A 23,295-nucleotide genomic window follows, 5' to 3' on the forward strand; every position below is an offset into this window, starting at 1 on the left:
AAAACCATATAGATATAAAACATGCTTTTCGATAGCCTAATTATCTTCATTGTTGTTCTATGCGTAATAATCTCGGTAACTAGAGGCTTTATAAAAGAGCTATGCGCACTAATGTTTCTATTTTTATCGGTCTTTCTGACAGCTAATCACTATGATTTTTTCGCTCCAAATTATAGTAAATATTTTGATTCTAAAGTTACACTAAACATACTTTCTACAATCTCTGTATTTATTATACTTAATCTTATATTCATGATAATAAATAACTGGCTAATGTACATATTATCACCCATAAGGTTGGGGTTTATCGATAGAGTTACTGGAATCTTTCTCGGAGTGCTTAAAGGAATATTGCTCTCTTATGTATTATTTTTTGCTGTGCACTTATATTGCTACACAGTATATGACAAAAAAGAGGGAGAGTATAAAATAGAAGCAGAAGACATATTGCCTAATTGGATAATAAATTCACACTCTTATCAGGCTTTATTTGTGACAGCAGAAGAAGTAATTGACATGTATGTACCAGAGTCGTTGATACTAAAAATAAAAGAGATCGGTGGAGAAATGGTTGATCAAGAAAAACCTAAAAACAATAAAAAAGAAGAGTAAATATTTATTTATAAATATTTTCATTGGGAGTATTCAAAAAGCCATATGTGTCAGGTTAAGAGCACAGAATTTTTTACTGGAAATATTAATTTTGTTTTAGCAATAAATCAACTTAAGGTCATAATATCTTGACATTTATTTAATGTTGCTATATAATAGCTATGTACATTTTGTGTACTATAGCAATAAAATTACCTTGTAATAGGTGTATTGGACCCGAGGGCAGTACTCGGCGTCTCCACCATGTTTTTTAATTTATATGGGGACGAATAAGGATCGACATGCATAGTAAAGATGGTAGCTTTGCTCGGTTAGACACCACCGCTAAGAGTTCATAATTTAAATGCAAACGATAATTTTGCTGCTGAAGACAATGTCGACGCAATAGCTGCTTAATTTAAGCACTATAACTTCATTGCTATAAGCACGGTTCAGGGAACGCCGGGTAACAGAAGTTCCCCAAAATTTACGTATGTGAAAGTTATATGGAGCAAACAAATTACAAAAAACTGCTTAATTCTGCTAAGTTTCAAGTTATCAAAAAGACTTTAGATGTTATATCAGGTAATGGTTTTATCCCTCACTTAGAAATATTATTTTTCACATATTTTAATGGTCTGACCATGCCAGATCGTTTGAAAAAGTCATACCCTACTCAAATGCTTATTATATTACAGCATCAATTCTATGATTTAAAAGTTTCTGAGGATAAATTTAGCGTCAGTTTGAGTTTTCAAGGAAAACAAGAGCGAATTACTATACCGTTTTTTGCTATTAGTGAGTTTCGTGATAAAATTTCAGGAGATGTTTTAATATTTGACAAAATCAGTATCGACTCTGATAAAGAATACAAAAGTGAAAAATGTACTGAAAAACTATCAAACGGTAGTATTATATCCATAGATCAACTGCGTGATGAGTAACTGCTCATCTTTATAAACAAAAAATATTAATAGAAAAAAGTGGTCTAACTTAAGTAATAGAATAGAGGGTAGATAAATATGCTAAATTTTTAATTATTTATTAACGCAGGTGGCAAAATTTTTCTTACGTATCATCAACTTTCTTTATTGAAAAATTAAAAAAAATGTTGTATACTTGTTACAGTAGTAGAGTTCGGTAAAACATATGGCAAATTCAGGCATTAACATAGCTCTTAGCGAAGAAACTTTAAAGCATCTTGCTGAATTATCTGAATTTACTAAACAGCCCGTTCAAGAATTAGCAGGAAAACTATTTAGAGAAGCAGTTGAGCTTGAAATGGAGGATTTTTTAGTATCTAAAATTTCTGATGAGCGTGATGTTGAAGGTGCAGAAACAGTTGATTTTGAAGATATTAAGTGGGATTAGAGCGTTACAAGGTTAAGTCTCTAAAGAGTGTTGTTGAAAAAGATTTACCAAACCTTCCAAAGATAATAAGGCTAAGAGTTCAAAAGGCTATAAAAGAACGTCTTACAGTTGACCCAATAAATTTTGGTGAACCACTACATCATAACTTAAAAGGATGTAGAAGGCTAAGAGTTGGTGACTATCGTGTAATTTACAGAGTAAATCAATTAGATCATATAGTAACTATCACAGAGATAGGACATAGAGATGATATTTATAAGAAATAAATATCAACATTAATATATATTATACACCCCTCCTTCCTTGTCCATTCTCTACTTTAGGTGGCTTTGCGCAGCTCAAAAAATGAAGTTTTTTTTGGTTCAGCAAAAACAACATTTTGAGTTTGAAAAGGCTAAATACTTGTCTTTTATATAACTTTCGTGTAATAGATATGTATGCATCCAATCATATATCTACTCAATACGTTACTTGATCTTTATAGCTTCATTCTAATATGTTGGGTTGTCCTAAACTGGCTGGTTAAACTTAATATGGTGAACATATATAATGAAACTGTCAGTAGCATAATGCACATCTTGAACCAATTGACATATCCACCACTAAAGATTATTAGAAGATATATACCACCGTTCAACGGATTAGATTTATCTATAATGATATTGCTAATAACAATTCACTTTGTAAAATATACAGTAGCTTACTACTTTAGGTAGATGTTAAAAAAATATCTAAAATCAGCAATATATCTATCCCTTTTAATATATATATATATATCAGTTTTTAGCTATAACTATAAAGATCCTTCCTTAAACACAGCTACAAATGAGGAAGTGACAAATTTAGGTGGAATAGTAAGTTCATATTTAGCTGATATATTGGTTCAATTTCTTGGATTAACTAGTGTTACAATAGCTACAACCATAGTTTACTTGTTGATCTTCAGGCCATCAAAAAGGCTGCTAAAAATTCTCTATTTAATATTAATCAATTTAGGGATATGTGCTATACTACCACAACTTTCGCTAGGCATCACTGCAAGGTACAGACACAGTGGAATAATAGGGAATGCACTAATTAATAACTGCCCGTTTTATATATTTGTGATAGTAACATCAATAGGTCTTGTAGGATCTGTTGGTTGGAAGAGAACAATTTACTCTCTATTCTTCTTATGTAAAAAAATAGCTTGCTTATTTGTAAATGTTCCATTCTTCAGATCACATAAAACTACTGAGTATTCAATTGCACCATTAGTAGTAGAAGAAAAACATAGAACTAAAATCACTACTAAACAACAACCAAAAGAAAGACAGAAAAAAGCTACCGAGGAGGTTTTAAGTGAGTTTAAGTTTCCAAGTATCCATTTACTTTCTAAAGCAGAGGAGTCTTTGCAGAGAAAACAGCTAAATGAAATGGAGAGCAATAAAAATTTATCTCTGCTGGAACAAGTCCTGAGTGATTTTGGCGTGCAAGGAAAAATTATCAGTGTATGCTATGGGCCGGTTGTGACTTTGTACAAACTTGAACCACAAGCTGGCACGAAATCTGCAAGAGTAATTGGCCTTGCAGATGACATTGCACGTTCGATGAGTGCACTCTCTGCACGTATTTCAATAATTCGTGGGCAAAATGCTATGGGAATAGAGTTGCCGAACAAGGAACGGGAAATTGTAATGCTGCGTGATTTGCTTGAATCCCCAGAATACCAAAATGCAAACTTAAATCTCCCAATTGCGCTTGGCAAAGAAATAAGTGGAAAACCAGTTATTGCAGATCTAACTAAAATGCCCCACTTGCTCGTTGCTGGAACCACAGGGTCTGGTAAATCAGTTGCGATTAACACTATGATTCTTTCACTCGTTTATCGATTAAGTCCTGATGAATGTAAGATGATAATGATCGACCCAAAAATGCTTGAGCTTTCAATATATGATGCAATACCGCATCTAATAACGCCAGTGGTAACAGAGCCAAAAAAGGCTGTAGTCGCTCTTAAGTGGATAGTGAAAGAAATGGAAAATCGCTATCGCATGATGTCCTATTTAAATGTGCGCAATGTAATAAACTATAACCAAAGAATCACAGAAGCGATGAATAGTGGAATAGAATTGGAGCGCGTTGTGCAGATTGGCTTTAACTCAACAACAGGCAAACCTCTGTTTGAAAAAATACCAATCAAGATGGAAACATTTCCGTATATTGTAGTGATCGTGGATGAAATGGCAGATTTGATGCTTGTTGCCGGCAAAGAAATAGAGTGCTCTATTCAACGCTTAGCTCAGATGGCTCGTGCTGCAGGAATACACATCATAATGGCAACACAACGCCCATCTGTGGATGTGATCACAGGTGTGATAAAGGCGAACTTTCCAACGAGAATCAGTTTTGCTGTTACTTCTAAGATAGATAGCCGTACAATACTTGGCGAACAAGGGGCTGAACAATTGCTCGGCATGGGTGACATGCTCTATATGGCCTCTGGTGGTAAGATCATTCGAGTTCACGGCCCATTTGTAAGTGATAATGAGGTGCAAGATATAGTTGATCATCTGAAAATGCAAGGTGAGCCAAACTACATGGAGGAAATCACTAAAGAAGATGAAAATTCTTCTACAGAGTCACACGATGAAACGGAGGATGAAGAAAATGACCTCTATAACCAAGCAGTGGCCATCATTCAAAGAGATCAAAAAGTTTCAACCAGTTACATTCAAAGGCAGCTTAGAATAGGCTATAACAGAGCAGCAAACATCGTTGAAAGAATGGAAAAGGAAGGTATTGTCAGCGCTCCAAATTACTCAGGGAAAAGAGAGATATTGGTTGAATAACAATCTTGTAATACCTTAATTTAAGTTTTCGCACTTTCAAAAAGCAAGTCAAACGAAATTATTAAAAGATCAATACATAATGACAATTGATTTAATAATAATTTAAACATTTGGAATGTAAAATTATAATATATTAATTAGCTAGGAGGTTAAAAATGTCTTTGTGGGAACGTATTATGTATAATTTTAAGGGTCTTGATAAGTTAGCAATAGAAGAATTGCAAAAAAGAGTGGGAGAACTAGAGAAGGTATCAGGGAACTTCGCAGGTTTGGAACAAGAAGTAATCAAACTGTCGGGTGAATTCACGGGAAATTTTAAAGAGCTATTAGGTAAATTCGACGGTTTGAACGATAAATTCGATGGTTTGCAAGAAAAGCTTACAGGCTTGCAAGAAAACTTCACAGGTTTAGAAGAAAAAGTGAAAACACTTACAGAAGCAGTAGCAGATCAAGAAAAAATAATGGCAACTTGTATCATAGTCAGTGCTGTTGCCGCAATAGCGGTCGCTTCTTTTGTTGCATTCTGTATCTATCAGGGAGTTAAGCTTGATAAAGAGAAGAAAAACGACTTATCTAAAGATACGCCAGACGCAAAACTTAGTAATGTAGATACTACCGATGGTACTGAAAAACTACAGAATAACTTAAAAGTTGCAAACATATAGCTGCATAACACTTTTCTTGAAAAGGTGTTACGCAACTTGTAACACCTTACTCTTCTCTTAGTCTGCGTAGGTTTTTTTGATAGCAAACATATCACTTTTTAGAAAAATATTTGTATTGTAAAGTTAGTAAAGATTCTGGTTTACTTAAAGTTTGTTAATTGCTATCTTTTAAAACACGATATTTACTATAGCACCATATGCTTAGGGTTTTTTCTAAAATTTTATTTATATTAATGTTTTTGGTTTCTAGCTTTTTTACTGTGCATAGTGCTGAAGCTAAATCTAAGCTCAGTAAGAGATACATACCTCCTGGTAACCCTGGTGGTGCAAACTTTCATACAGATGAGGATTTTGCTGAGTCATATAAACTGTATGAGAAGCGTAGGGAATTGCTCAAGAAAAAAAAATTACAAGATCGAGCTATAAATAAAGAAGATCTAATCAAAAAATTAAAAGAGAAAAAAATTGCTAGTCTTGATAATGAGCCAAATGACATGGAAGCTTGCATAGTCGACGATGAAGAGAGCACTATGATAAATCAGCATGGTATTAATATCGCACGTTTAAGGGGTGCTGTATTTATAGATCAAGAGTCAGTTTTCCAGTATGAAAATAAGCAGCATGAAAGTGAACAACAAGAAGAGAAGAAAGTTACTTCAACACGAGAAAAGAAAGTTTCTCCTATAAATGTCACTATAAAAGAAACTCCATCAAGAAGAACGTGCTCACATGATTCTATTGCTAATTTGGATAACGTAGATGCTTATAGTTTGAATGGTTCAAGTTCATTTGGCAGTGTAGCTGACACAGTAAAATAGTATCACAATATTGGCCATTAATAATATGCTAGATAAAGACCTGATATTGAATGATAATACATATGAATTATCGCAGATTTCCAGGCACAAAACTCATGTTGTAGAAGTTGGAAAAGTAAAGATAGGCGGAAATAATCCTGTAGTTGTACAATCTATGGCGCTTGGCGTGCATATAGATGCTGATAATATAAAAAGTAGCGCAAAACATTATGCAAAAGAGATAACAGAACTAGCGCGTACAGGTTCAGAATTGGTGCGAATTGCCTTGAACTCAGAGGAGGTAGCAAGAGCAATACCTTATATAGTAGAAGAGATAAATAAAGAAGGTTTTGACGGTAAAATATTGGTAGGCTGCGGTCAATATGAGCTAGATAAATTAGTTCAAGATTATCCAGACAACATCAAAATGCTGGGTAAAATTAGAATCAATCCAGGCAATATAGGCTTTGGCGACAAACGTGATGAGAAGTTTGAAAGGGTGATAGAGTATGCAATAATGCACGATCTTCCGGTTAGAATTGGGGTAAATTGGGGTAGTCTTGATAAATACCTTTTGCAAAAATTGATGGATGAAAACTCTTCGCTTAGTAATTCAAGGCCTTCTGATGTTATACTGCGCAAAGCACTTGTAATGTCTGCTCTTGATAGTGCAAAAAAAGCTGAAGAAATTGGTCTAAATTCAAACAAAATAATCATTTCATGTAAAGTTAGCAAAGTACAAGATTTAATTTTAGTTTATATGGCACTTGCAAAATCTTCCAATTATGCGCTGCATTTGGGTTTAACTGAGGCTGGTATGGGCAATAAAGGTGTGGTAAATACCGCAGCAGGGCTTACTTATTTATTGCAAAATGGCATTGGAGATACAATACGGGCTTCTTTGACTCAACGTCCTGGTGAATCGCGTACTAATGAAGTGGTGGTGTGTCAGGAAATATTGCAGTCTATAGGCTTGCGACACTTTAACCCTCAGGTTAATTCATGTCCTGGTTGTGGGCGCACGAGTAGCGATCGTTTTCGTATATTAACTGAAGAGGTGAATGGCTATATAAAAACTCATATGCCGATGTGGAAGAAAAAAAATCCAGGTGTAGAGCATATGAACATTGCTGTTATGGGATGCATAGTAAATGGTCCTGGAGAAAGCAAACACGCAAATTTGGGAATCAGCTTACCTGGATATGGAGAAAAACCTGTTTCAGCAGTCTACAAAAACGGCAAATATTTCAAAACTTTACAAGGTGATAATGTCTCTGAAGAATTTAAGGCAATTATTGATAATTATGTGAAGAAGCATTACACGTAACCTTTCACGGTTAATTAATAGATAAATCGCAAATAAAAAAGAAAATTAAACCTTGTTTTTCTTTTTTCGTTGGGAATGTTCAAAAAAGTGTGTCAAACCGAAAAAAAAGTAATAAATTGATATAAAAAAAATGGAGGTTTGACTGACCTTACCCAGAAAAAGTGGAGAGAAAGTTTGGAATGTTTTTCACAAAGAGAATGATGAATCAAAATGCTCAGGAATGCAATAGTTAATAGTGACGTTGTTTGTTATAAAAAATTTCTATATATTCAAATATAGCAGTTTTGATATGCTGTTTAGAGTGCCGAGAGGTGTCTATTGGTAACTCCCTTTTTAGAGAACTGAAGAAGCTTTCCACAACAGAATTGTCGTAACAACAACCTTTATAACTCATCTATGTTTTTTATGGATAAGAGATATTGATAACCTTGCGAAGTATATTGTGAACCTTGATCACTATGTAATAGTAGATTTTTGGCAGGTTTACGCTTGTTAACGGCCATTAATAAAGAGTCCATAACCAATTGTTTATTTATTGAACTGCTCATTGACCAGCCAACTACCATGCGTGAATATAGATCGATTATTGTTGCCAAATATAGCCATCCTTCTTTGGTTTTTATATAAGTAATCCCATACTTTATTTGGTTGATCGACAATAAAGTTTTGGTCTAATATATTGGGAGCTACGACTCTACTGTCCGTTTGTTGTTTCTTAATTTTAAATTTTCTTCTCAATATAGCCTGAATACCATTTTTCTGCATAATACTTTGCACTGTTTTTAAGTTGCAACTTTTACCCAAAGCCTTCAATTCAGCATGAATTTTAGGAGCTCCATATCTACATTTAGAAACTTGATATATTTTTTGAATAGCTGCGAGTAGCTCTTTATTTGCTGATTCTCTACTGCTTATTTTTCTTGTGGTCCACTTATAGTAGCCACTAGCAGAAAATTCTACATAATTCCTGTACTTTATAGCAGTTACTATGCTCTTTTATAAAAAAATATTTTACTCTTTTTGACTGGCCAGGGCTTTTTTTTAAATGTCTCTTTCCCTTGTTACTCTTGCTAACTCTCTTTGTAAATCAAACCTCTCTTTGTCGTAAGGAGCCATGTTACCTCTACCTGGAAATGCATCTGCTGACGACTTTTTTTCGTTGTGTTTCTTTATCCATTTTCCTAATAAACCACCCTTTATTCCTAAATCCTTTGCTATTTTTGTAATTGTTTGACCTGCCTTTCTTTGTTCATTTGCCAGTTTAACAGCTTCCAATTTGAATTCTGCCGTATATTCTCTTGCCATTTCTAATCCTCCAAAATTTTATTTTACCCGAAAAAACTCCTTTCTTTCTCTCCACTTTTTCTGGGTAAGGTCACTTGGCAACAGTTGCTCTACTTTCTCCTTCATCCAATGCTTCCATTGCTTCCATTGCTTTTTTCCTTAAGTCGTAACTATACGCTGCTGGCATACAAACCCCTCTACCATAAATCCATTCTTACCTTATTGGGATTATTATGAGAAGAGCTATAACTCTATGGGAGGGAAGCAAAATCTGGGATTCGGCCTTAATGGCATTAGCGTTGCATCAGCTTCACCCTCCCTGTGAGGTATTTTAGCTCTAATGCCTCACATCATAAAGATACAAGTGTCAAGCTACTTGGATGACAGGGGAGGGAGGCACTGGGATGACAGGAGAAGGTAGTGGGATGACACCCTGACAACCGTCATCCCGCTGCTTGTTAGCGGGATCTAGAGATACCGCGAATGAATCGCGGCATGACGTAGGACTGCTTTCATTCCAGTGCTTGACACTGGAATCCAGCCTTTCTGCAATCTCATCGAAAACGTTGTAACCACTTTCTATGCTAGTTTGCTTGTGAGCAACCTGGATTCCAGTGTCAAGCACTGGAATGACACCGTTATAAAGGAACCAGTGTCAGCTACTTGAATGACACAGTCTTTGCTTAAACCCGTAACGTTCGTACATTTTGCTAAAAGTTCAAATATCAACATCATGCACATTAAGTGCATTGCTATTAATAAAATCACGGCGTGGTTCAACTATATCACCCATTAATATTGAAAATATGGAATCAGCTTCTTCACAATCTTTTATTTCAACCTTTAATAAAGTTCTAGCCTCAGGATTTAACGTAGTATCCCATAGCTGATCAGCATTCATTTCACCAAGACCTTTAAATCTCTGCAGAGTTAAACCTTTTTTACCATAGTCCATTATTATTTTTGCAAGCGTACTTGGAGAAGTGATTCTTATTTCAGTTTCTTGTGACTTTAAAAATGAATCACCATTAAATAAATTACTTATACCATCAAGCAAACTTAATATGTTTTGCATATCTTTGCCTTCAAGCATACTAAGTGCAAATATATATTTGTCTGCCAATCCTTGAAACAATTTAGAGATATGAATTTCTTTTTCTTCATCTTTTATTTCCACTTCCCAAGTGTATTCGCTGTACATTAACTTCAAATACTTTAATATCTCATCAGCCGATGATAGAGCATTCTTTTTACTTAAAATTAGCAATGACTCTAAGAGATTTTGTGGTATTTCTCTATCATAATTTTTGCTAATATTAGAAGTGCTAACGCATTTATTCAAAATAAGGCGCAAGTTGTTAAATTCTGTAGCTGTACCACTTAGTGTTAATCTTTTAACTGCTGAGTTTATTATATACTCTTCAAAAGTTTCGTCATCTTTAATATAAGTGTCTTTGGCATTCTTTGTAACTTTATAGAGGGGTGGCTGTGCTATGTATAAGTAACCTTTTTCAATAACTTCACGCATATGTCTAAAAAAGAAAGTTAGAATCAAAGTTCTTATATGTGAACCATCAACATCTGCATCTGTCATGATGATAATTTTATGATATCTAGCTTTTTCAATATCGAAGTGTTCACTCCCTATTCCAGCACCAATTGCAGTAATTAAAGAGCCTATTTCTGCAGATGAAAAAATACGATCTAAACTTACACGTTCTACGTTTAGAATTTTTCCTCTTAAGGCAAGCACTGCTTGTGTTTTACGATTACGCCCCTGCTTTGCAGTACCACCTGCTGAATTACCCTCTACTATAAATAATTCCGATAACTCAGGAGCTTTTTCCTGACAATCAGCAAGCTTTCCTGGCAGAGTTGCAATATCAATATTGTTTTTGCTTTTAACTAGCTCGCGCGCTTTTCTTGCAGCTTCTCTTCCTTTTGCTGACCTGATTGCTCTTTCTACTATGCTTGCTGCCAATTTGGGATCAGTTTCAAGGATTGTGCTCAATTTATCAGAAACTATACTTTCTACAACTGCACGTGCTTCAGAACTAACTAGTTTATCTTTTGTTTGTGAAGAAAACTTAGGATCAGGCATCTTAAGAGATAAAACACAAGTTAAACCTTCTCTAACGTCCTCTCCAGTTAAATTTACTTTTGCTTTCTTTAAAAACCCTTCATTAGTTGCATAGGTATTGATACATCTAGTTAGTGCAGATCTAAATCCTGCCAAATGCGTACCACCATCTCGTTGCCGTATATTATTAGTGAAACACAACATATTCTCATAGTAGGAATCATTCCATTCCATCGATATTTCCAAGCTGATGCCAAGATCTTCTGCATCTCCTTTCATACTGGCAATTTTAGTTACATGTGTCTTATTCTTATCTAAATACTGCACAAAATTTGCTGTACCAAAATTGTCTTTAGATTGATTGCTCTGATTGAAATGAGATTCTGTATATGGTTCATTGCGCAGATCACGTAAAGTAATGTCGATATTTGAATTTAAAAATGCTAATTCTCTTATACGACTTTCAAGCGTTGAGTAACTGAAATTAATGCCATTAAAAGTCTCTGTTGATGGCATGAACGTGACTTTAGTTCCTCTTTTGTTTGTATTTTCGTTGACTACCTTTAAAGGTTCAATAGACTCACCATCTTCAAAACGCATAAAGTGTTCTTTCTTATTGCGCCAAATAATTAATTCCAACCAGCTTGATAATGCATTCACAACTGAGATTCCAACACCATGTAATCCCCCAGAAACTTTATAGGTATTGCTGTCAAATTTACCACCAGCATGGAGTTGAGTCATTATTACCTCTGCTGCTGATATTCCTTCTTCTTCATGAATGTCAGTTGGAATGCCACGACCATTGTCGGTTACTGATACTGAACCATCTTTATTTATGCTAACTTCAATTTTATCACAATATCCAGCTAAAGATTCATCTATTGCGTTATCAACAACCTCATATACCATGTGGTGCAAGCCAGATCCATCGTCAGTGTCACCAATGTACATACCTGGACGTTTCCTTACAGCATCAAGACCCCTTAAGATTTTTATTGCATCGGCATTATAACTATTTTCCATGGTATTGCTTCGTTTATGAATGTTAATTAATATTACATTCATATATGCTGATTAGCAACATTTTTAAACTGATAACCCATATTAAAAGCACAACTTTACGAATGTTTATTTTTGAAGACAGCAAATAGTGTCATTCCAATGTGTCTTCCATAACTGTACGAACATTCATTTTTGAAGGTAAATTGCACAACAGATGATGTCATTCCAGTGCTTGACACTGGAATGGCTTTGTTGCATCGCTAGCTATGATGGATTAAAGATAAAAAAGATGGAGAATATCAGTAGCTTATTATTCTGGTATTTATAACAAGAACGGTCAGTGAATACCTAAATTTGAGTAAAAGAAATTTCACTACCACTCACTAATCCGGCTAAAATTCAAGAATTTCAATGCTTTAGCTATTTTCAATAGAATTAAATTTATTAATGTAAATAATAAATTACTATTCTTAAATTTGATCAGATTGATTGCAAAAAAACAAGATTTTCAATAGGTTACTTATAATCCTAACTATAGTTAGCCTTTCATAAGTAGCGATGCAACAAAGCCCACTGGAATCCAGAAATTTTGCTTATAACTGAGCTGATGAGCTAAAGGTAGTTGTCTTACGCTAAAACAAACGTTTTTAATTAAGTTGCATAGAAGCTGGATCCCAGTGTCTGGGCACTGGGATGACACCCCACTGGTGGGAATTGCTCCCAAACTACAACGTTCGTACAGTTGTGTGTGTCTTCCCATGGAGATTGCTCTCAAATCATAATGCTCATGCAGTTGCATGCTCGACTAATTAACAGAAAAATCTATAATTCAGTTTACGTATTTTCTTATCTCAGCCAAAATCTTATCAGATTGACTTTCGTCTGAATTTAAATCAGCTGCAAAGTGTGTAACATATTTTCCTCCAGGGCCAATAAGGTACATTATTGAAGAATGGTTGATTTCTTCTTCTCCACCAACTTTGCTAGCATATACTTTATACTTTGCAATTACTTCGTCTATTTTTTCTCTTTCACCAGTTAACATTTGTATTCTGTGGTCAAATTGCTGCTGAAATTCTTTAAGTCTTTCCGTGCTATCGCGCTCAGGATCGACTGTGATGAAGAATGTTTGTAGCTTGTTGTTAGTTTTCTCATCTAACTTTGCAAGTGTTTCTGAAATTATTCCAAGGTTCATAGGGCAAATTCTTTTGCATGAGGAAAACCCAAAGAAAATCATCATGTATTTATCTTTAAAATCACTACTGCGCAAGATCTGTCCGTCCTGATTAATTAAAGAAAAATCTCCGCCTATCTTAACTTCTGCGTTGTGAATCGCTGCTGGGGCAAATATGCCTTTTTTAGTGAAATAACAATAACCTAAAAAAACAACTGCTAATGCTGCTAGCACATTAGATAATAATCTTATAAACCTTACCATTAGAATGCTCTCAGTAAAATTGAATTGTATCTTTATTGGTTAACCTATTCAATATATTTATTCCAAAGTGTATTGTTAATTTTGTCTAACAGTTTCTTATGTTCATCAATTTCTTCACTATTTGGTAAATGTTCTCTGGGAGTTAGATTACGTACTTTATGCTGAACGAATGTGGAGTTACTGTCCTGATTGCATTCATTATCAAACAGAAAGGTTTGTAACCCTCCTGTAAGTTCAACATATACCTTTGCAAGCAATTGAGCATCAACTAGTGCTCCGTGCAATTCTCTATTCTCTAGCGATATATCAAAACGCTTACATAATGCATTCAAAGAAGCAGGTGATCCTGCGAATTTTTTCCTCGCAAGAGGTAATGTATCTAGCACTCTGTCTGAGGAAATTAACCTAGCATTCAGCTTGCTTAACTCCATGTTAAGGAACTTAACATCGAATTCAGCGTTGTGAATTACCAAAATATCATTAGATATAAAGTCAAGAAATTCAAGTGCAACATCTGAAAATAATGGTTTATCTTCTAAAAATTCTTCACTAATACCGTGAATCTTAAACGAGTGATAAGGTATATCTCTTTCTGGGTTAAGGTACCGATGGAATACTTTACCTGTTGGAATGCGGTTAATTAATTCCACACACCCTATTTCAATAATTCGATGACCAGGTTCAGTGTCAAGACCTGTCGTTTCAGTGTCAAGTACTATTTCGCGTAGCTTGCTTTCCATTTCAAATAAAACTCATCTTACTTATCATTTGTCTTATCGTTACTTGTCTTTTTATAGTGAATAGAAACAAGCAACCAGCTTGGGTCTGATGAATTAACATTTTTTTTGAATTGCCATACATCCTCAACTTTATTAATAGTGGATGTACTACCTGATATTATATCTCCTTCATTGTTCTTAACGAAGTTAATTTGCTCTGAAAGGAAATATACTGCAATAAACACTGCGTTTTTTACTAGCTTTATTTCTAAAATCTTTTGTGAAACGATAGAAACAATTATAGACTCGTGCACCTCTTTACGATGTTTAATCTTCTCTGCAAAATTATCATATAAGTCTTTATCGAGAAGTGGTTTTAACTGAGACAAATTTCCTTGATTGAAACATTTTATTATTAATTCAAAAGCTATGCTTGAACCTTCTATAAAGTGGGAAATAGAAAAATCTTTGTTTTTTTTTAATATTTGTTTATAAGTAACTTTTATTGAATTTTCATCATTGCTATCAATGTAACCCTCAATGTTTTCTACTACATCTTCTCTACTTCGGCTTACATCCAATACATTAGTTAGCTTTTTTAGGTTGAGGTTGGCTGACCTTCCTAAAGAATTATACAAACGTGAAAAAATGAACGCCGCTAATAAAGCATATATTACAAGCTCTATCATAGTAACTCAACTCCTTGGCATATAAAGTATCCGAACATTATTAATTATTAATGAAAATATGTTTTTCATATTATAATCAGGTTTGCTATTCGTTTGTAAATGAATATATTATATAAGAAAGTATTAAATATCTCAACTTAATTAAAGGAGACGTAAGAAATGCCACAACAAAAAATGAGAATTCACGGTCAATATGTTAAAGATCTATCATTTGAGAATCCGAATTCGCCATTCCTTTCTTCTAGTAAAGCTCCAGATATTAATGTAATGGTTAATATCAATTCAGCAAAATTAGAAGGGACGAAAAACAAAGAAGAAGTGAATGAAGAAAAATCTTTTCATGAAATTACTTTGCATATAGAAGTCAAAGCAACGGTAAAAGATGAAGGCATAAAAGATGGTGTAGCTTTCATTTGTGAGACGAAATATTGTGGCATTTTTTCAATAGAAAATTTAAAAGAGTTGAGTGAGGAAGAGGTAAGACAAGCTTTGTTTATTGGCGGACCTACTTTTCTTTTCCCTTTTGCAAGAGAAATAATTGCAAGAGTTACAAGTAGTGGTGGATTTCCCCCACTGATGCTAGATCCTATAGATTTTGAAACTATGTATGAGCAGCAAGGTCAACAACAAAAAAGTAAAGGTAGTAATTCCAATTTTAACTAATATAGTGTGATAGGATGAACAATTCTTTAAATGCAAAAACGACTTTAAACATTGACGGGAAGTCATACAACTATTTTAGCCTAAGTAGTGCTAGTGAATTTTTAGGAATAGATGTGACTAAATTGCCTTGCTCACTTAAGGTTCTGCTTGAAAGTTTATTGCGCAATGAAGATGGAGTAAACGTAAAGCTAGATGACATAAGAGTACTAGCAGACTGCGTTAATAAACACACTAATCACGAAATTAGCTATAAACCAGCAAGGGTGTTGATGCAAGATTTTACAGGGGTTCCTGCTGTTGTTGATCTAGCTTCAATGCGGGACTATGTTAAGAAAAATGGAGGAAACCCAAGCAATATAAATCCGTCTGTACCGGTTGATCTTGTGATTGACCATTCTGTTCAAGTAGATAGTTATGGAAGTGTTTCCGCATTCAGTAAGAATGTTGAGTTAGAAGTAAAAAGAAATTTGGAGAGATATCAATTTTTAAAGTGGGGAGAATCGTCCTTCACAAATTTTAGAGTAGTGCCGCCTGGCACAGGGATTTGCCACCAAGTGAATCTTGAATATTTAGCGCAAGTTGTGTGTAATAATGATGGAGTCATATATCCTGATACTTTAGTTGGTACTGACAGCCATACTACAATGGTTAACGGATTATCAGTTCTTGGTTGGGGTGTTGGAGGCATAGAAGCTGAGTCTGTGATGCTTGGTCAACCAATTAGTATGGTGATTCCAGAAGTAGTTGGATTTAAATTAATTGGCAGATTGTCGGAAGGAGTAACTGCGACCGATTTAGTGCTGATGGTTACCAATATCCTAAGAACAAAAGGCGTTGTTGGTAAGTTTGTAGAATTTTATGGTGATGGTTTAGATTATTTATCTTTGGCAGATAGAGCCACTATAGCAAACATGGCCCCGGAGTATGGCGCAACTTGTGGATTTTTTCCAATTGATCAAAAAACGCTAGATTATTTAAGCTTAACCGGAAGGCCAGAAAAGCTGATTAAGCTAGTTGAGGCTTATGCGAAAGAGCAAGGACTGTGGCGTAGTAGTGACGAGTTAGCATTTTTTGACACACTAGAGCTTAATTTATCAAGCGTGGAGCCAGTAATGGCTGGTCCCAAAAGACCACAAGATAAGGTTTTTCTTTCACAAGTGGCAGAGTCTTTTTCTAAATCATTTTTAGTTAATGAGTCAAAGGAAAGCGATAAACTCCAAGATGGAAGTGTAGTTATTGCAGCAATAACAAGCTGCACTAATACTTCTAATCCAAGTGTGATGATTGCTGCAGGTCTTGTAGCTCGTAATGCAATTAAACTTGGATTAAAATCAAAGCCTTGGGTTAAAACTTCTCTTGCTCCAGGGTCACAAGTTGTAACAGAATATTTAGAAAAGTCTGGATTGCAGGTAGATCTAAATGCTTTGGGTTTTAATCTAGTTGGATATGGTTGCACAACTTGCATTGGGAATTCTGGTCCACTTAATAAAGATATAGAAGATGGCATTAAAAACAAAAACTTAACCGTTGCTGCAGTTTTATCTGGCAATCGTAACTTTGAAGGAAGAATTCATCCGTTAGTCAAAGCTAATTACTTGGCATCTCCGCCACTTGTTGTTGCATATGCACTTGCTGGTACTGTGCAAATTGATCTGACAAAAGATTCAATATGCAAAGATAAGAATGGAAATGACGTCCATCTCAAGGATATATGGCCAACAAACAATGAAATCGAAGATTGTGTTAAAAATGTGGTAACACGTGAGATGTTTATACAAAAGTATAAGGATGTTTTTTCTGGTGATGAACATTGGCGAAAGATAAAGTGTGAAAAAAGTGAAATCTATAATTGGGATGCAAATAGCACTTACATACAAAATCCGCCCTATTTTGATAATTTATCACCTAAAAATAATAAAATCGATATAAAAGGTGCACAAATATTGGCAATGTTTGGCGATAGCGTAACCACTGACCACATTTCCCCTGCTGGAAATATTGCCTCAAGTAGTCCTGCAGGTATATATTTAAAAAATCTTGGAATTGAGCCACAGGACTTTAATTCGTATGGGTCTCGTCGTGGTAACCACAATGTAATGATGCGTGGGACTTTTGCTAACATTAGAATAAAAAATGAAATGGTAAGCATCGAAGGCGGCTATACAAAATATATTCCTTCTCAAGAAACTATGTCGATTTTTGATGCAGCAATGCGCTACAAGGAAGCTCTCATCATTGTGGCAGGAAAGGAGTATGGCACAGGTTCAAGTAGGGATTGGGCAGCAAAGGGTACTTTATTGTTGGGGGTTAAAGTTGTCATTGCAGAAAGCTTTGAGCGTATACATAGGTCCAACTTGGTCGGCATGGGTGTTCTTCCACTTATATTCCAAAATGGAATAACCAGAAAGATATTTGATGGTAGCGAGGTAATAAGCATAAAAGGTGAAATAGTGCCAGGTGGAAATCTAGAATGCATCATCAAAAGAAAGGATAATTCAAAGCAATCAATTCAACTCAAATGCTGTGTACAAACCGCAACTGAGACTAAATACTTGATGTGTGGTGGAGTGTTGAACTACATACTTGCACAATCTTTTTGATTTAGTGAAGTTATTGCATGGACTTCTTTTAGCCAGCCCTGATCCCTTTGTAAATAGCAATTTGCTCTGCGCAAAGTTATGATATAATTTCACCATACATATGGTGTCGGAGTATTTTTTGGAGATAATTATATATGATAAGCTCTATACAAGAACCTAATGAACTCAGAAAACGTTTACAAGGATTTTATCGTACTGATGAAAAGAGTTATATACGTTATCTTGTAGAAAAAGCAGAGCTTTCGGCTGATTCAAAAAATAGAATTTATAATATTGCAAAACAAGTTATTGAAAAAATCAAACACAATAAATTAAGTATTGTAGATTCCTTTATGCAGCAATACTCGCTTTCCAATGATGAAGGAATAGCATTGATGTGCCTTGCTGAATCGCTACTTAGAATACCAGATGATTATACAATAGACGAGCTAATCAAAGATAAAATTGCCAATCAAGAATGGAGTAAATATTTAGGATATTCTTCTTCATTGTTCGTCAATGCTTCCACGTGGAGTTTAATGATAGGTAGCAGTATATTGAGAGATAATGAAGGCGATTCGAAGTTCTATTACGCAATTTCTAAGTTACTTAAGAATTTAGGAGAACCGATCATTCGCAAAGCAGTAAAACAAGCAATGTCTATGCTTGGTAATCATTTTGTTGTTGGAGAAACCATAGAAGAAGCTTTAAGGTACGCAAAATTAGATGACAATAGTAAGTTTTTATACTCTTTTGATATGCTCAGTGAAGCTGCTCACACAGCTGAGGATGCAGAAGAGTATTTTAATTCATATATGCACTCAATAAAAGCTATAGGTGAATCCACTGAAATAAATGATTGTTTTAAATCCCATGGAATTTCAATCAAACTTTCTGCTTTACACCCATGTTATGAATTCAGCCAATTCGATAATATAGCTGAAGAGCTGAGAGCTAAGCTATTAGAGCTTTGTCATGAAGCAAAAAAATACAATATTTCATTATGTATAGATGCAGAAGAATCAGAAAGACTTGAGATGTCATTAGTTTTATTCGAGCAATTGCGTCTTGATGAGTCACTTTCTGAGTGGGAAGGGCTTGGCTTGGCTGTGCAAGCATATCAAAAGCGCGCTTTATCTGTTCTTGACTTTGTTGAAGATGTTGCTATCCGATCAAAGCACAAAATTATGGTGAGGCTTGTAAAAGGTGCATATTGGGATTCAGAAATCAAGCGTACGCAAGAATTGGGATTAAATGATTACTCAGTATTTACAAGAAAAAGCTATACTGACGTATCTTACCTCGTGTGCGCACAGAAACTTTTGAGTAAACCAAACAACTTTTACCCATGCTTTGGAACTCATAACGTCTATACTTTTGCTTCTATCATGGAACTTGCTGATAAAAACCACCCTGGATTTGAATTTCAACGCTTACATGGAATGGCAAAAGACTTATATGATTATGCAATGTCAGAGCTTGCAACAAATGTTAGCTGTCGTGTCTACGCACCCGTTGGGGAACATAGTGACTTGTTGCCTTATCTTATAAGACGCCTTCTTGAAAATGGAGCTAATAGTTCGTTTGTTAATCAAATAAGTGATCCTAACGTTAAAATCGATGAGTTAATTTCAGATCCACTGGAAAAAGCTATAAATTTTAATTATGAACCTCATCCAGGCATTCCATTACCACAAGATATTTTGGGACCAGAAAGAAAAAATTCCTTGGGGATGGATATTAGTGATTCTGTGATAGTCTCACAATTTGCAGATGATATAAAGGGTTTTAGTGAAAAAAAGTGGCAAATTGGACCAATAATTGATGGAAAAGCACTATTTGATAATGCTGAATTTATCGAAGTAGTGAATCCTGCACATTTGGAAAATGTAATTGGAGAAGTGTCAAGTGCAACAAGCGATCAAGCTTTAAACGCTCTTGAAATAGCACATAGTGCTTTTGCTAAGTGGCAGAATGTTTCAGCAGAAGAGCGCGCTAAATGCCTTGAAAAAGCTGCAGATTTCCTTGAGGAAAGGATGAAAGAGTTAATTTACATTCTGATTGTGGAAGCAGGAAAAATTTTATCCGATGCAATAGCAGAAGTAAGAGAGGCAATCGACTTTCTGCGTTATTATGCAATGATAGCAAAAAATGAACTGAGCGACTGGAAAAAATTGCCGGGCCCAACAGGTGAAGATAACTTCATCTTTTTTGAAGGCAGAGGAGTTTTCTTATGCATATCACCATGGAATTTTCCGCTCGCTATCTTCATTGGGCAGGTCTCAGCTGCACTTGCAGCAGGTAATGCAGTGCTGGCAAAACCGGCAGAGCAAACGCCGATTATTGCCTACGAAGCTGTTAAGATACTACATGAAGCTGGGATACCAAAGAATGTGTTACACCTCATTCCTGGGGATGGTGGATATTTAGGCAAAATATTAGTTCCAGACAATAGAATTTCCGGTGTAGCTTTTACTGGTTCAACACAAACCGCTCAAATAATTAATAGAATGCTTGCAAATAGGGATGGTCCTATTGTGCCATTTATTGCTGAAACTGGCGGATTAAATGCTATGATTGTTGATAGCTCTGCTCTCTTAGAGCAAGTGACTACGGATGTTTTGCTTTCTGCGTTTCGCAGCGCTGGCCAACGCTGTTCTGCGCTTAGAGTGCTGTTTATTCAAGAGGACATAGCAGAGAAGCAGATAAAAATGATATGCGGTGCAGCGCAAGAACTCAAGATTGGTGACCCAATACAACTTAGTACTGATATTGGTCCAATAATTGACAAAGCATCTATCGATATGCTAACTCAACATACGCAAAAAATGTCAGAGGACGAAGATTCAAATCTGTTATTTAAAGTACCCATGGATACAAATTCTCATAATGGTTATTTCTTTCCTCCATATATTTATGAAATACAAAAAATTTCGCAATTAAAGCAAGAAGTATTTGGTCCTATTTTACATATCATACGTTTTAACAAGTCACAATTAAATGAAGTTATAAGTGATATAAATAGTACTGGATATGGACTCACGTTTTCTTTGCAGAGTCGTATACAAAGTCAAATTGATACTATAAGTAAAAAAATATCAGTTGGAAATGTCTACATCAACCGTAACCAGATAGGTGCAGCAGTTGGGATACAACCATTTGGTGGTAGAGGACTATCTGGCACTGGGCCAAAAGCTGGTGGTCCTCATTATTTACAGCGTTTTTCTACAGAAAAAGTTGTAAGTGTTAACACTACAGCATTTGGTGGTAACACTACACTTATGTGTTTGGATTAATTTGCGGGCCCTAATTTTTCTTACCCCTAAACTAGACGTTCGTGCAGTTATGTACACAGCGCTAAAATCCGAAAAGGACCAGCTCATGCACTGAAATAAATCGTATCCGTTCAGCCAATGGCGTCAACTTAAGAACTTTCATTAGCAAACTCTCCTAAAGACATGATGGCGTTTAGGCTTATCTACTTTATTGCGGCTGTCCCGGTCGGATTTTAACTTTAGCGCGTATACTTAAAAAGGGCTTGAAAGTTTTTTGGCGCAATAAGTACCTGATAGAGTTTCTGTCTCATTACACTAAATAAAACTGAAAAATTTAAACGATACTCAGCAATTTGATCTGGATTCCAAGGCCCTTGTGCATCACACATATGAAGCGACAATATATTACACATGACTAAGTTTGCCCAAAATTCTTGTAATACAGCCTCTAAATTTACGCCAGAAAAATTCTCTAATTCTGCACCTATTTTGAGTCGTTTATAGCACTCCTCTATATGCCACCTTAACACATAAGCTTTGCTGATATCTTCCAAAGTAAATTTTACTCGGTCAAAAAGTGAAGTAATCAATACCTCTGTTTCTCCGTTGGCTAATGTCAGCACTATAACTCTTACTTTCTGTCCTTTCATTTTATTTTTTAGCTTTTCATTTTCTAATATAAAATCGAAATCTAATTCGCCAGATGCAATTCGTTCCCATAGCTTGCTATAATTTCTTTTTTGCAAGCGAAAAATAAAATCTACTTCCAAATCATAATGCTGCTGAATGAATTTTACTGAAGACGATCATAGATAAATAATAGTTTCTCTTGATTTAATAAACGCATTTGAGTGATAACTTCGGGTAATTGCTCTGCCGCCAACGTTTGTTCACCTATATTCCAAGCTGCAAGACGAGCACTGCAAATCAGCGAAGTACACAAATCAACAAACAAATTGCCAATGGTGCCTGTTGTTCCATTTGGTTCAAACTCGGATACAATTTCCCCAGAGCTGGGTAATCTCATACCAGAACCATCTGCTGCAATAAGTCTATAGCCTCTCCAACTCAGGTTCATCCTGATAGGCTGTTTGGATGCTTAAATTCTTGAAAGCCTGTATGGCAAATCTTATACCTTGCTTTAGAAAAAGCTTGCTTTGAGGGTACATGTCAATGGCTCCATAAGTTCACATTCTATTCCCAAACTTTTTTTAACTAACTTTAAAATCATAGAAAATACTGTCGAAAAAGGAAGTTTTCTTGTTCGTGTAAAACTCAACACAATGGATTCTCTGAAAAGCTTTCGAGTATATTATATTTTTAATTTGTAGAATAAAATTTTTTCCTTTTTGCATGTTTCACCTAAAAAGGACACATTTTAAACTTCTTTGTTGAAATAAAATAGAAACAAAAGTGCTGTTTCCTGCGGCTTCTGGATAATTTAATGGTAAAAGTTTTAGAGAGAAATTTTATACACTATCGCTGATATTTTTCCTTAAGTTGACGCCATTGTGTGAACGGTTACGGTTTCCCGTCTTCACCATGCTATATAGAAAAAACTCTGGATTCCAATTTGCATGACAATATGGAGTATCTGCTTCTTTCATCCCAGTGGGATCTTTTATTCCATTTTATCAACAGTTTGTTTTGCAGTATCAAACAATTTTAATCCTATAATCCCGAATGTAACTAAAATAAAGCATATTACTTCGAATAAATTAACTGGTTCATCAAATAGGTAAACTCCAAGTATCGAAGCTCCTATAGCGCCCACTCCAGTCCAAATTGCATAGCATACTCCGATAGGTATAGAACGTGTAGCGAGCGAAAGTAAATATGTACTAAGAGCCATGGAGAGTATGCTCATTATTGATGGTACGAGATGAGTAAATCCATAACTATGCTTAAGTGTTATGACCCAGAACACTTCAATTAGTGACGATAAGAGTAAATATATCCAATTCATGCATAAATTTTTAGG

Annotated in this window: 25 protein-coding genes, 1 other RNA gene and 1 pseudogene; 13 read left to right on the forward strand and 14 right to left on the reverse strand. The window is 35.1% G+C overall.

What is annotated here, in order from left to right:
* Positions 1 to 21: 21 nt before the first annotated feature.
* The 10 genes from ACICPZ_RS03835 to ispG all read left to right on the forward strand — a co-directional run bounded on the left by ACICPZ_RS03835 (position 22) and on the right by ispG (position 7,582).
* Positions 22 to 612 carry a CvpA family protein gene (locus ACICPZ_RS03835; RefSeq protein WP_010962383.1) on the forward strand — a complete coding sequence of 197 codons (591 nt, stop codon included), beginning with the start codon at positions 22 to 24 and terminating at the stop codon, positions 610 to 612.
* 124 nt (positions 613 to 736) lie between these two features.
* Positions 737 to 1,076: a transfer-messenger RNA gene (gene ssrA, locus ACICPZ_RS03840) on the forward strand.
* A 21-nt stretch (positions 1,077 to 1,097) separates the two neighbouring features.
* Positions 1,098 to 1,535, forward strand: coding sequence for a ClpXP protease specificity-enhancing factor SspB (locus ACICPZ_RS03845; RefSeq protein WP_264373883.1), 438 nt, complete (start codon positions 1,098 to 1,100; stop codon positions 1,533 to 1,535).
* A 205-nt stretch (positions 1,536 to 1,740) separates the two neighbouring features.
* Complete coding sequence (locus ACICPZ_RS03850; RefSeq protein WP_006279415.1) at positions 1,741 to 1,962, forward strand: hypothetical protein; 222 nt, start codon at positions 1,741 to 1,743, stop codon at positions 1,960 to 1,962.
* Positions 1,953 to 2,228 (forward strand): type II toxin-antitoxin system RelE family toxin, encoded by a 276-nt coding sequence (locus tag ACICPZ_RS03855; RefSeq protein ID WP_007550684.1) that lies wholly within the window; start codon positions 1,953 to 1,955, stop codon positions 2,226 to 2,228. Before ACICPZ_RS03850 ends, ACICPZ_RS03855 begins: the two co-directional genes overlap by 10 nt.
* Before the next feature lie 171 nt (positions 2,229 to 2,399).
* Positions 2,400 to 2,678, forward strand: coding sequence for a YggT family protein (locus ACICPZ_RS03860; RefSeq protein WP_006279515.1), 279 nt, complete (start codon positions 2,400 to 2,402; stop codon positions 2,676 to 2,678).
* Positions 2,679 to 4,793: an FtsK/SpoIIIE family DNA translocase gene (locus tag ACICPZ_RS03865; RefSeq protein ID WP_010962378.1), complete on the forward strand. Its 2,115-nt coding sequence runs from the start codon at positions 2,679 to 2,681 to the stop codon at positions 4,791 to 4,793.
* Positions 4,794 to 4,948: 155 nt separating this feature from the next.
* Complete coding sequence (locus ACICPZ_RS03870) at positions 4,949 to 5,458, forward strand: hypothetical protein (protein WP_209472690.1); 510 nt, start codon at positions 4,949 to 4,951, stop codon at positions 5,456 to 5,458.
* 197 nt (positions 5,459 to 5,655) lie between these two features.
* Complete coding sequence (locus tag ACICPZ_RS03875; RefSeq protein WP_070356736.1) at positions 5,656 to 6,276, forward strand: TRP75-related protein; 621 nt, start codon at positions 5,656 to 5,658, stop codon at positions 6,274 to 6,276.
* A gap of 25 nt (positions 6,277 to 6,301) precedes the next feature.
* Positions 6,302 to 7,582: a flavodoxin-dependent (E)-4-hydroxy-3-methylbut-2-enyl-diphosphate synthase gene (gene ispG / locus ACICPZ_RS03880; protein WP_070356735.1), complete on the forward strand. Its 1,281-nt coding sequence runs from the start codon at positions 6,302 to 6,304 to the stop codon at positions 7,580 to 7,582.
* Between the two features lie 229 nt (positions 7,583 to 7,811).
* Here the strand turns inward: ispG and ACICPZ_RS03885 are convergent, their stop codons facing one another.
* The 12 genes from ACICPZ_RS03885 to ACICPZ_RS03940 form a co-directional block, all read right to left on the reverse strand.
* Positions 7,812 to 7,976 (reverse strand): IS3 family transposase, encoded by a 165-nt coding sequence (locus ACICPZ_RS03885; RefSeq protein ID WP_080717620.1) that lies wholly within the window; start codon positions 7,974 to 7,976, stop codon positions 7,812 to 7,814.
* Positions 7,966 to 8,178: a DDE-type integrase/transposase/recombinase gene (locus ACICPZ_RS03890; protein WP_264329769.1), complete on the reverse strand. Its 213-nt coding sequence runs from the start codon at positions 8,176 to 8,178 to the stop codon at positions 7,966 to 7,968. The genes ACICPZ_RS03885 and ACICPZ_RS03890 overlap by 11 nt, the downstream gene beginning before the upstream one ends.
* Positions 8,111 to 8,572 carry an IS3 family transposase gene (locus tag ACICPZ_RS03895; RefSeq protein ID WP_395462164.1) on the reverse strand — a complete coding sequence of 154 codons (462 nt, stop codon included), beginning with the start codon at positions 8,570 to 8,572 and terminating at the stop codon, positions 8,111 to 8,113. The genes ACICPZ_RS03890 and ACICPZ_RS03895 overlap by 68 nt, the downstream gene beginning before the upstream one ends.
* Before the next feature lie 51 nt (positions 8,573 to 8,623).
* A complete protein-coding gene (locus ACICPZ_RS03900) occupies positions 8,624 to 8,887 on the reverse strand; it encodes a transposase (protein ID WP_264373881.1) in 264 nt (87 codons plus the stop codon).
* A gap of 346 nt (positions 8,888 to 9,233) precedes the next feature.
* A complete protein-coding gene (locus tag ACICPZ_RS03905; RefSeq protein WP_010962372.1) occupies positions 9,234 to 9,491 on the reverse strand; it encodes a hypothetical protein in 258 nt (85 codons plus the stop codon).
* Positions 9,446 to 9,616 carry a hypothetical protein gene (locus tag ACICPZ_RS03910; RefSeq protein WP_155975168.1) on the reverse strand — a complete coding sequence of 57 codons (171 nt, stop codon included), beginning with the start codon at positions 9,614 to 9,616 and terminating at the stop codon, positions 9,446 to 9,448. The genes ACICPZ_RS03905 and ACICPZ_RS03910 overlap by 46 nt, the downstream gene beginning before the upstream one ends.
* On the reverse strand, positions 9,585 to 11,972 hold the full coding sequence (gene gyrB, locus ACICPZ_RS03915; RefSeq protein WP_010962371.1) for a DNA topoisomerase (ATP-hydrolyzing) subunit B: 2,388 nt from the start codon (positions 11,970 to 11,972) through the stop codon (positions 9,585 to 9,587). The genes ACICPZ_RS03910 and gyrB overlap by 32 nt, the downstream gene beginning before the upstream one ends.
* 95 nt (positions 11,973 to 12,067) lie before the next feature.
* Positions 12,068 to 12,190, reverse strand: a complete 123-nt coding sequence (locus ACICPZ_RS03920) for a hypothetical protein (RefSeq protein ID WP_010962370.1) — start codon at positions 12,188 to 12,190, stop codon at positions 12,068 to 12,070.
* A 299-nt stretch (positions 12,191 to 12,489) separates the two neighbouring features.
* Positions 12,490 to 12,750 (reverse strand): hypothetical protein, encoded by a 261-nt coding sequence (locus tag ACICPZ_RS03925; RefSeq protein WP_010962369.1) that lies wholly within the window; start codon positions 12,748 to 12,750, stop codon positions 12,490 to 12,492.
* A 30-nt stretch (positions 12,751 to 12,780) separates the two neighbouring features.
* Complete coding sequence (locus tag ACICPZ_RS03930; protein WP_010962368.1) at positions 12,781 to 13,389, reverse strand: SCO family protein; 609 nt, start codon at positions 13,387 to 13,389, stop codon at positions 12,781 to 12,783.
* Positions 13,390 to 13,433: 44 nt separating this feature from the next.
* Positions 13,434 to 14,129: a DNA polymerase III subunit epsilon gene (gene dnaQ, locus ACICPZ_RS03935; protein ID WP_264373880.1), complete on the reverse strand. Its 696-nt coding sequence runs from the start codon at positions 14,127 to 14,129 to the stop codon at positions 13,434 to 13,436.
* Between the two features lie 17 nt (positions 14,130 to 14,146).
* Complete coding sequence (locus ACICPZ_RS03940; protein ID WP_010962367.1) at positions 14,147 to 14,797, reverse strand: Tim44/TimA family putative adaptor protein; 651 nt, start codon at positions 14,795 to 14,797, stop codon at positions 14,147 to 14,149.
* A 159-nt stretch (positions 14,798 to 14,956) separates the two neighbouring features.
* Here ACICPZ_RS03940 and secB point away from each other — a divergent pair, with 159 nt between their 5' ends.
* The 3 genes from secB to putA all read left to right on the forward strand — a co-directional run bounded on the left by secB (position 14,957) and on the right by putA (position 21,335).
* The gene (secB, locus tag ACICPZ_RS03945) at positions 14,957 to 15,460 is read left to right on the forward strand and encodes a protein-export chaperone SecB (RefSeq protein ID WP_264373879.1); all 504 of its coding nucleotides are present in this window, start codon (positions 14,957 to 14,959) and stop codon (positions 15,458 to 15,460) included.
* 14 nt (positions 15,461 to 15,474) lie between these two features.
* Positions 15,475 to 18,060 carry an aconitate hydratase AcnA gene (gene acnA, locus ACICPZ_RS03950; protein WP_264373878.1) on the forward strand — a complete coding sequence of 862 codons (2,586 nt, stop codon included), beginning with the start codon at positions 15,475 to 15,477 and terminating at the stop codon, positions 18,058 to 18,060.
* Between the two features lie 134 nt (positions 18,061 to 18,194).
* A complete protein-coding gene (gene putA / locus ACICPZ_RS03955) occupies positions 18,195 to 21,335 on the forward strand; it encodes a bifunctional proline dehydrogenase/L-glutamate gamma-semialdehyde dehydrogenase PutA (RefSeq protein WP_264373877.1) in 3,141 nt (1,046 codons plus the stop codon).
* Positions 21,336 to 21,476: 141 nt separating this feature from the next.
* Here the strand turns inward: putA and ACICPZ_RS03960 are convergent.
* Both ACICPZ_RS03960 and ACICPZ_RS03965 read right to left on the reverse strand, forming a co-directional pair.
* Positions 21,477 to 22,669: pseudogene (locus ACICPZ_RS03960) on the reverse strand (IS4 family transposase).
* A gap of 266 nt (positions 22,670 to 22,935) precedes the next feature.
* Positions 22,936 to 23,280 (reverse strand): DMT family transporter, encoded by a 345-nt coding sequence (locus ACICPZ_RS03965; RefSeq protein ID WP_264373876.1) that lies wholly within the window; start codon positions 23,278 to 23,280, stop codon positions 22,936 to 22,938.
* Between the last annotated feature and the right edge of the window lie 15 nt (positions 23,281 to 23,295).

Origin of the sequence: Wolbachia endosymbiont (group A) of Melitta haemorrhoidalis, assembly GCF_964273365.1 — a bacterium.
GTDB classification, from domain to species: Bacteria; Pseudomonadota; Alphaproteobacteria; order Rickettsiales; family Anaplasmataceae; genus Wolbachia; species Wolbachia pipientis.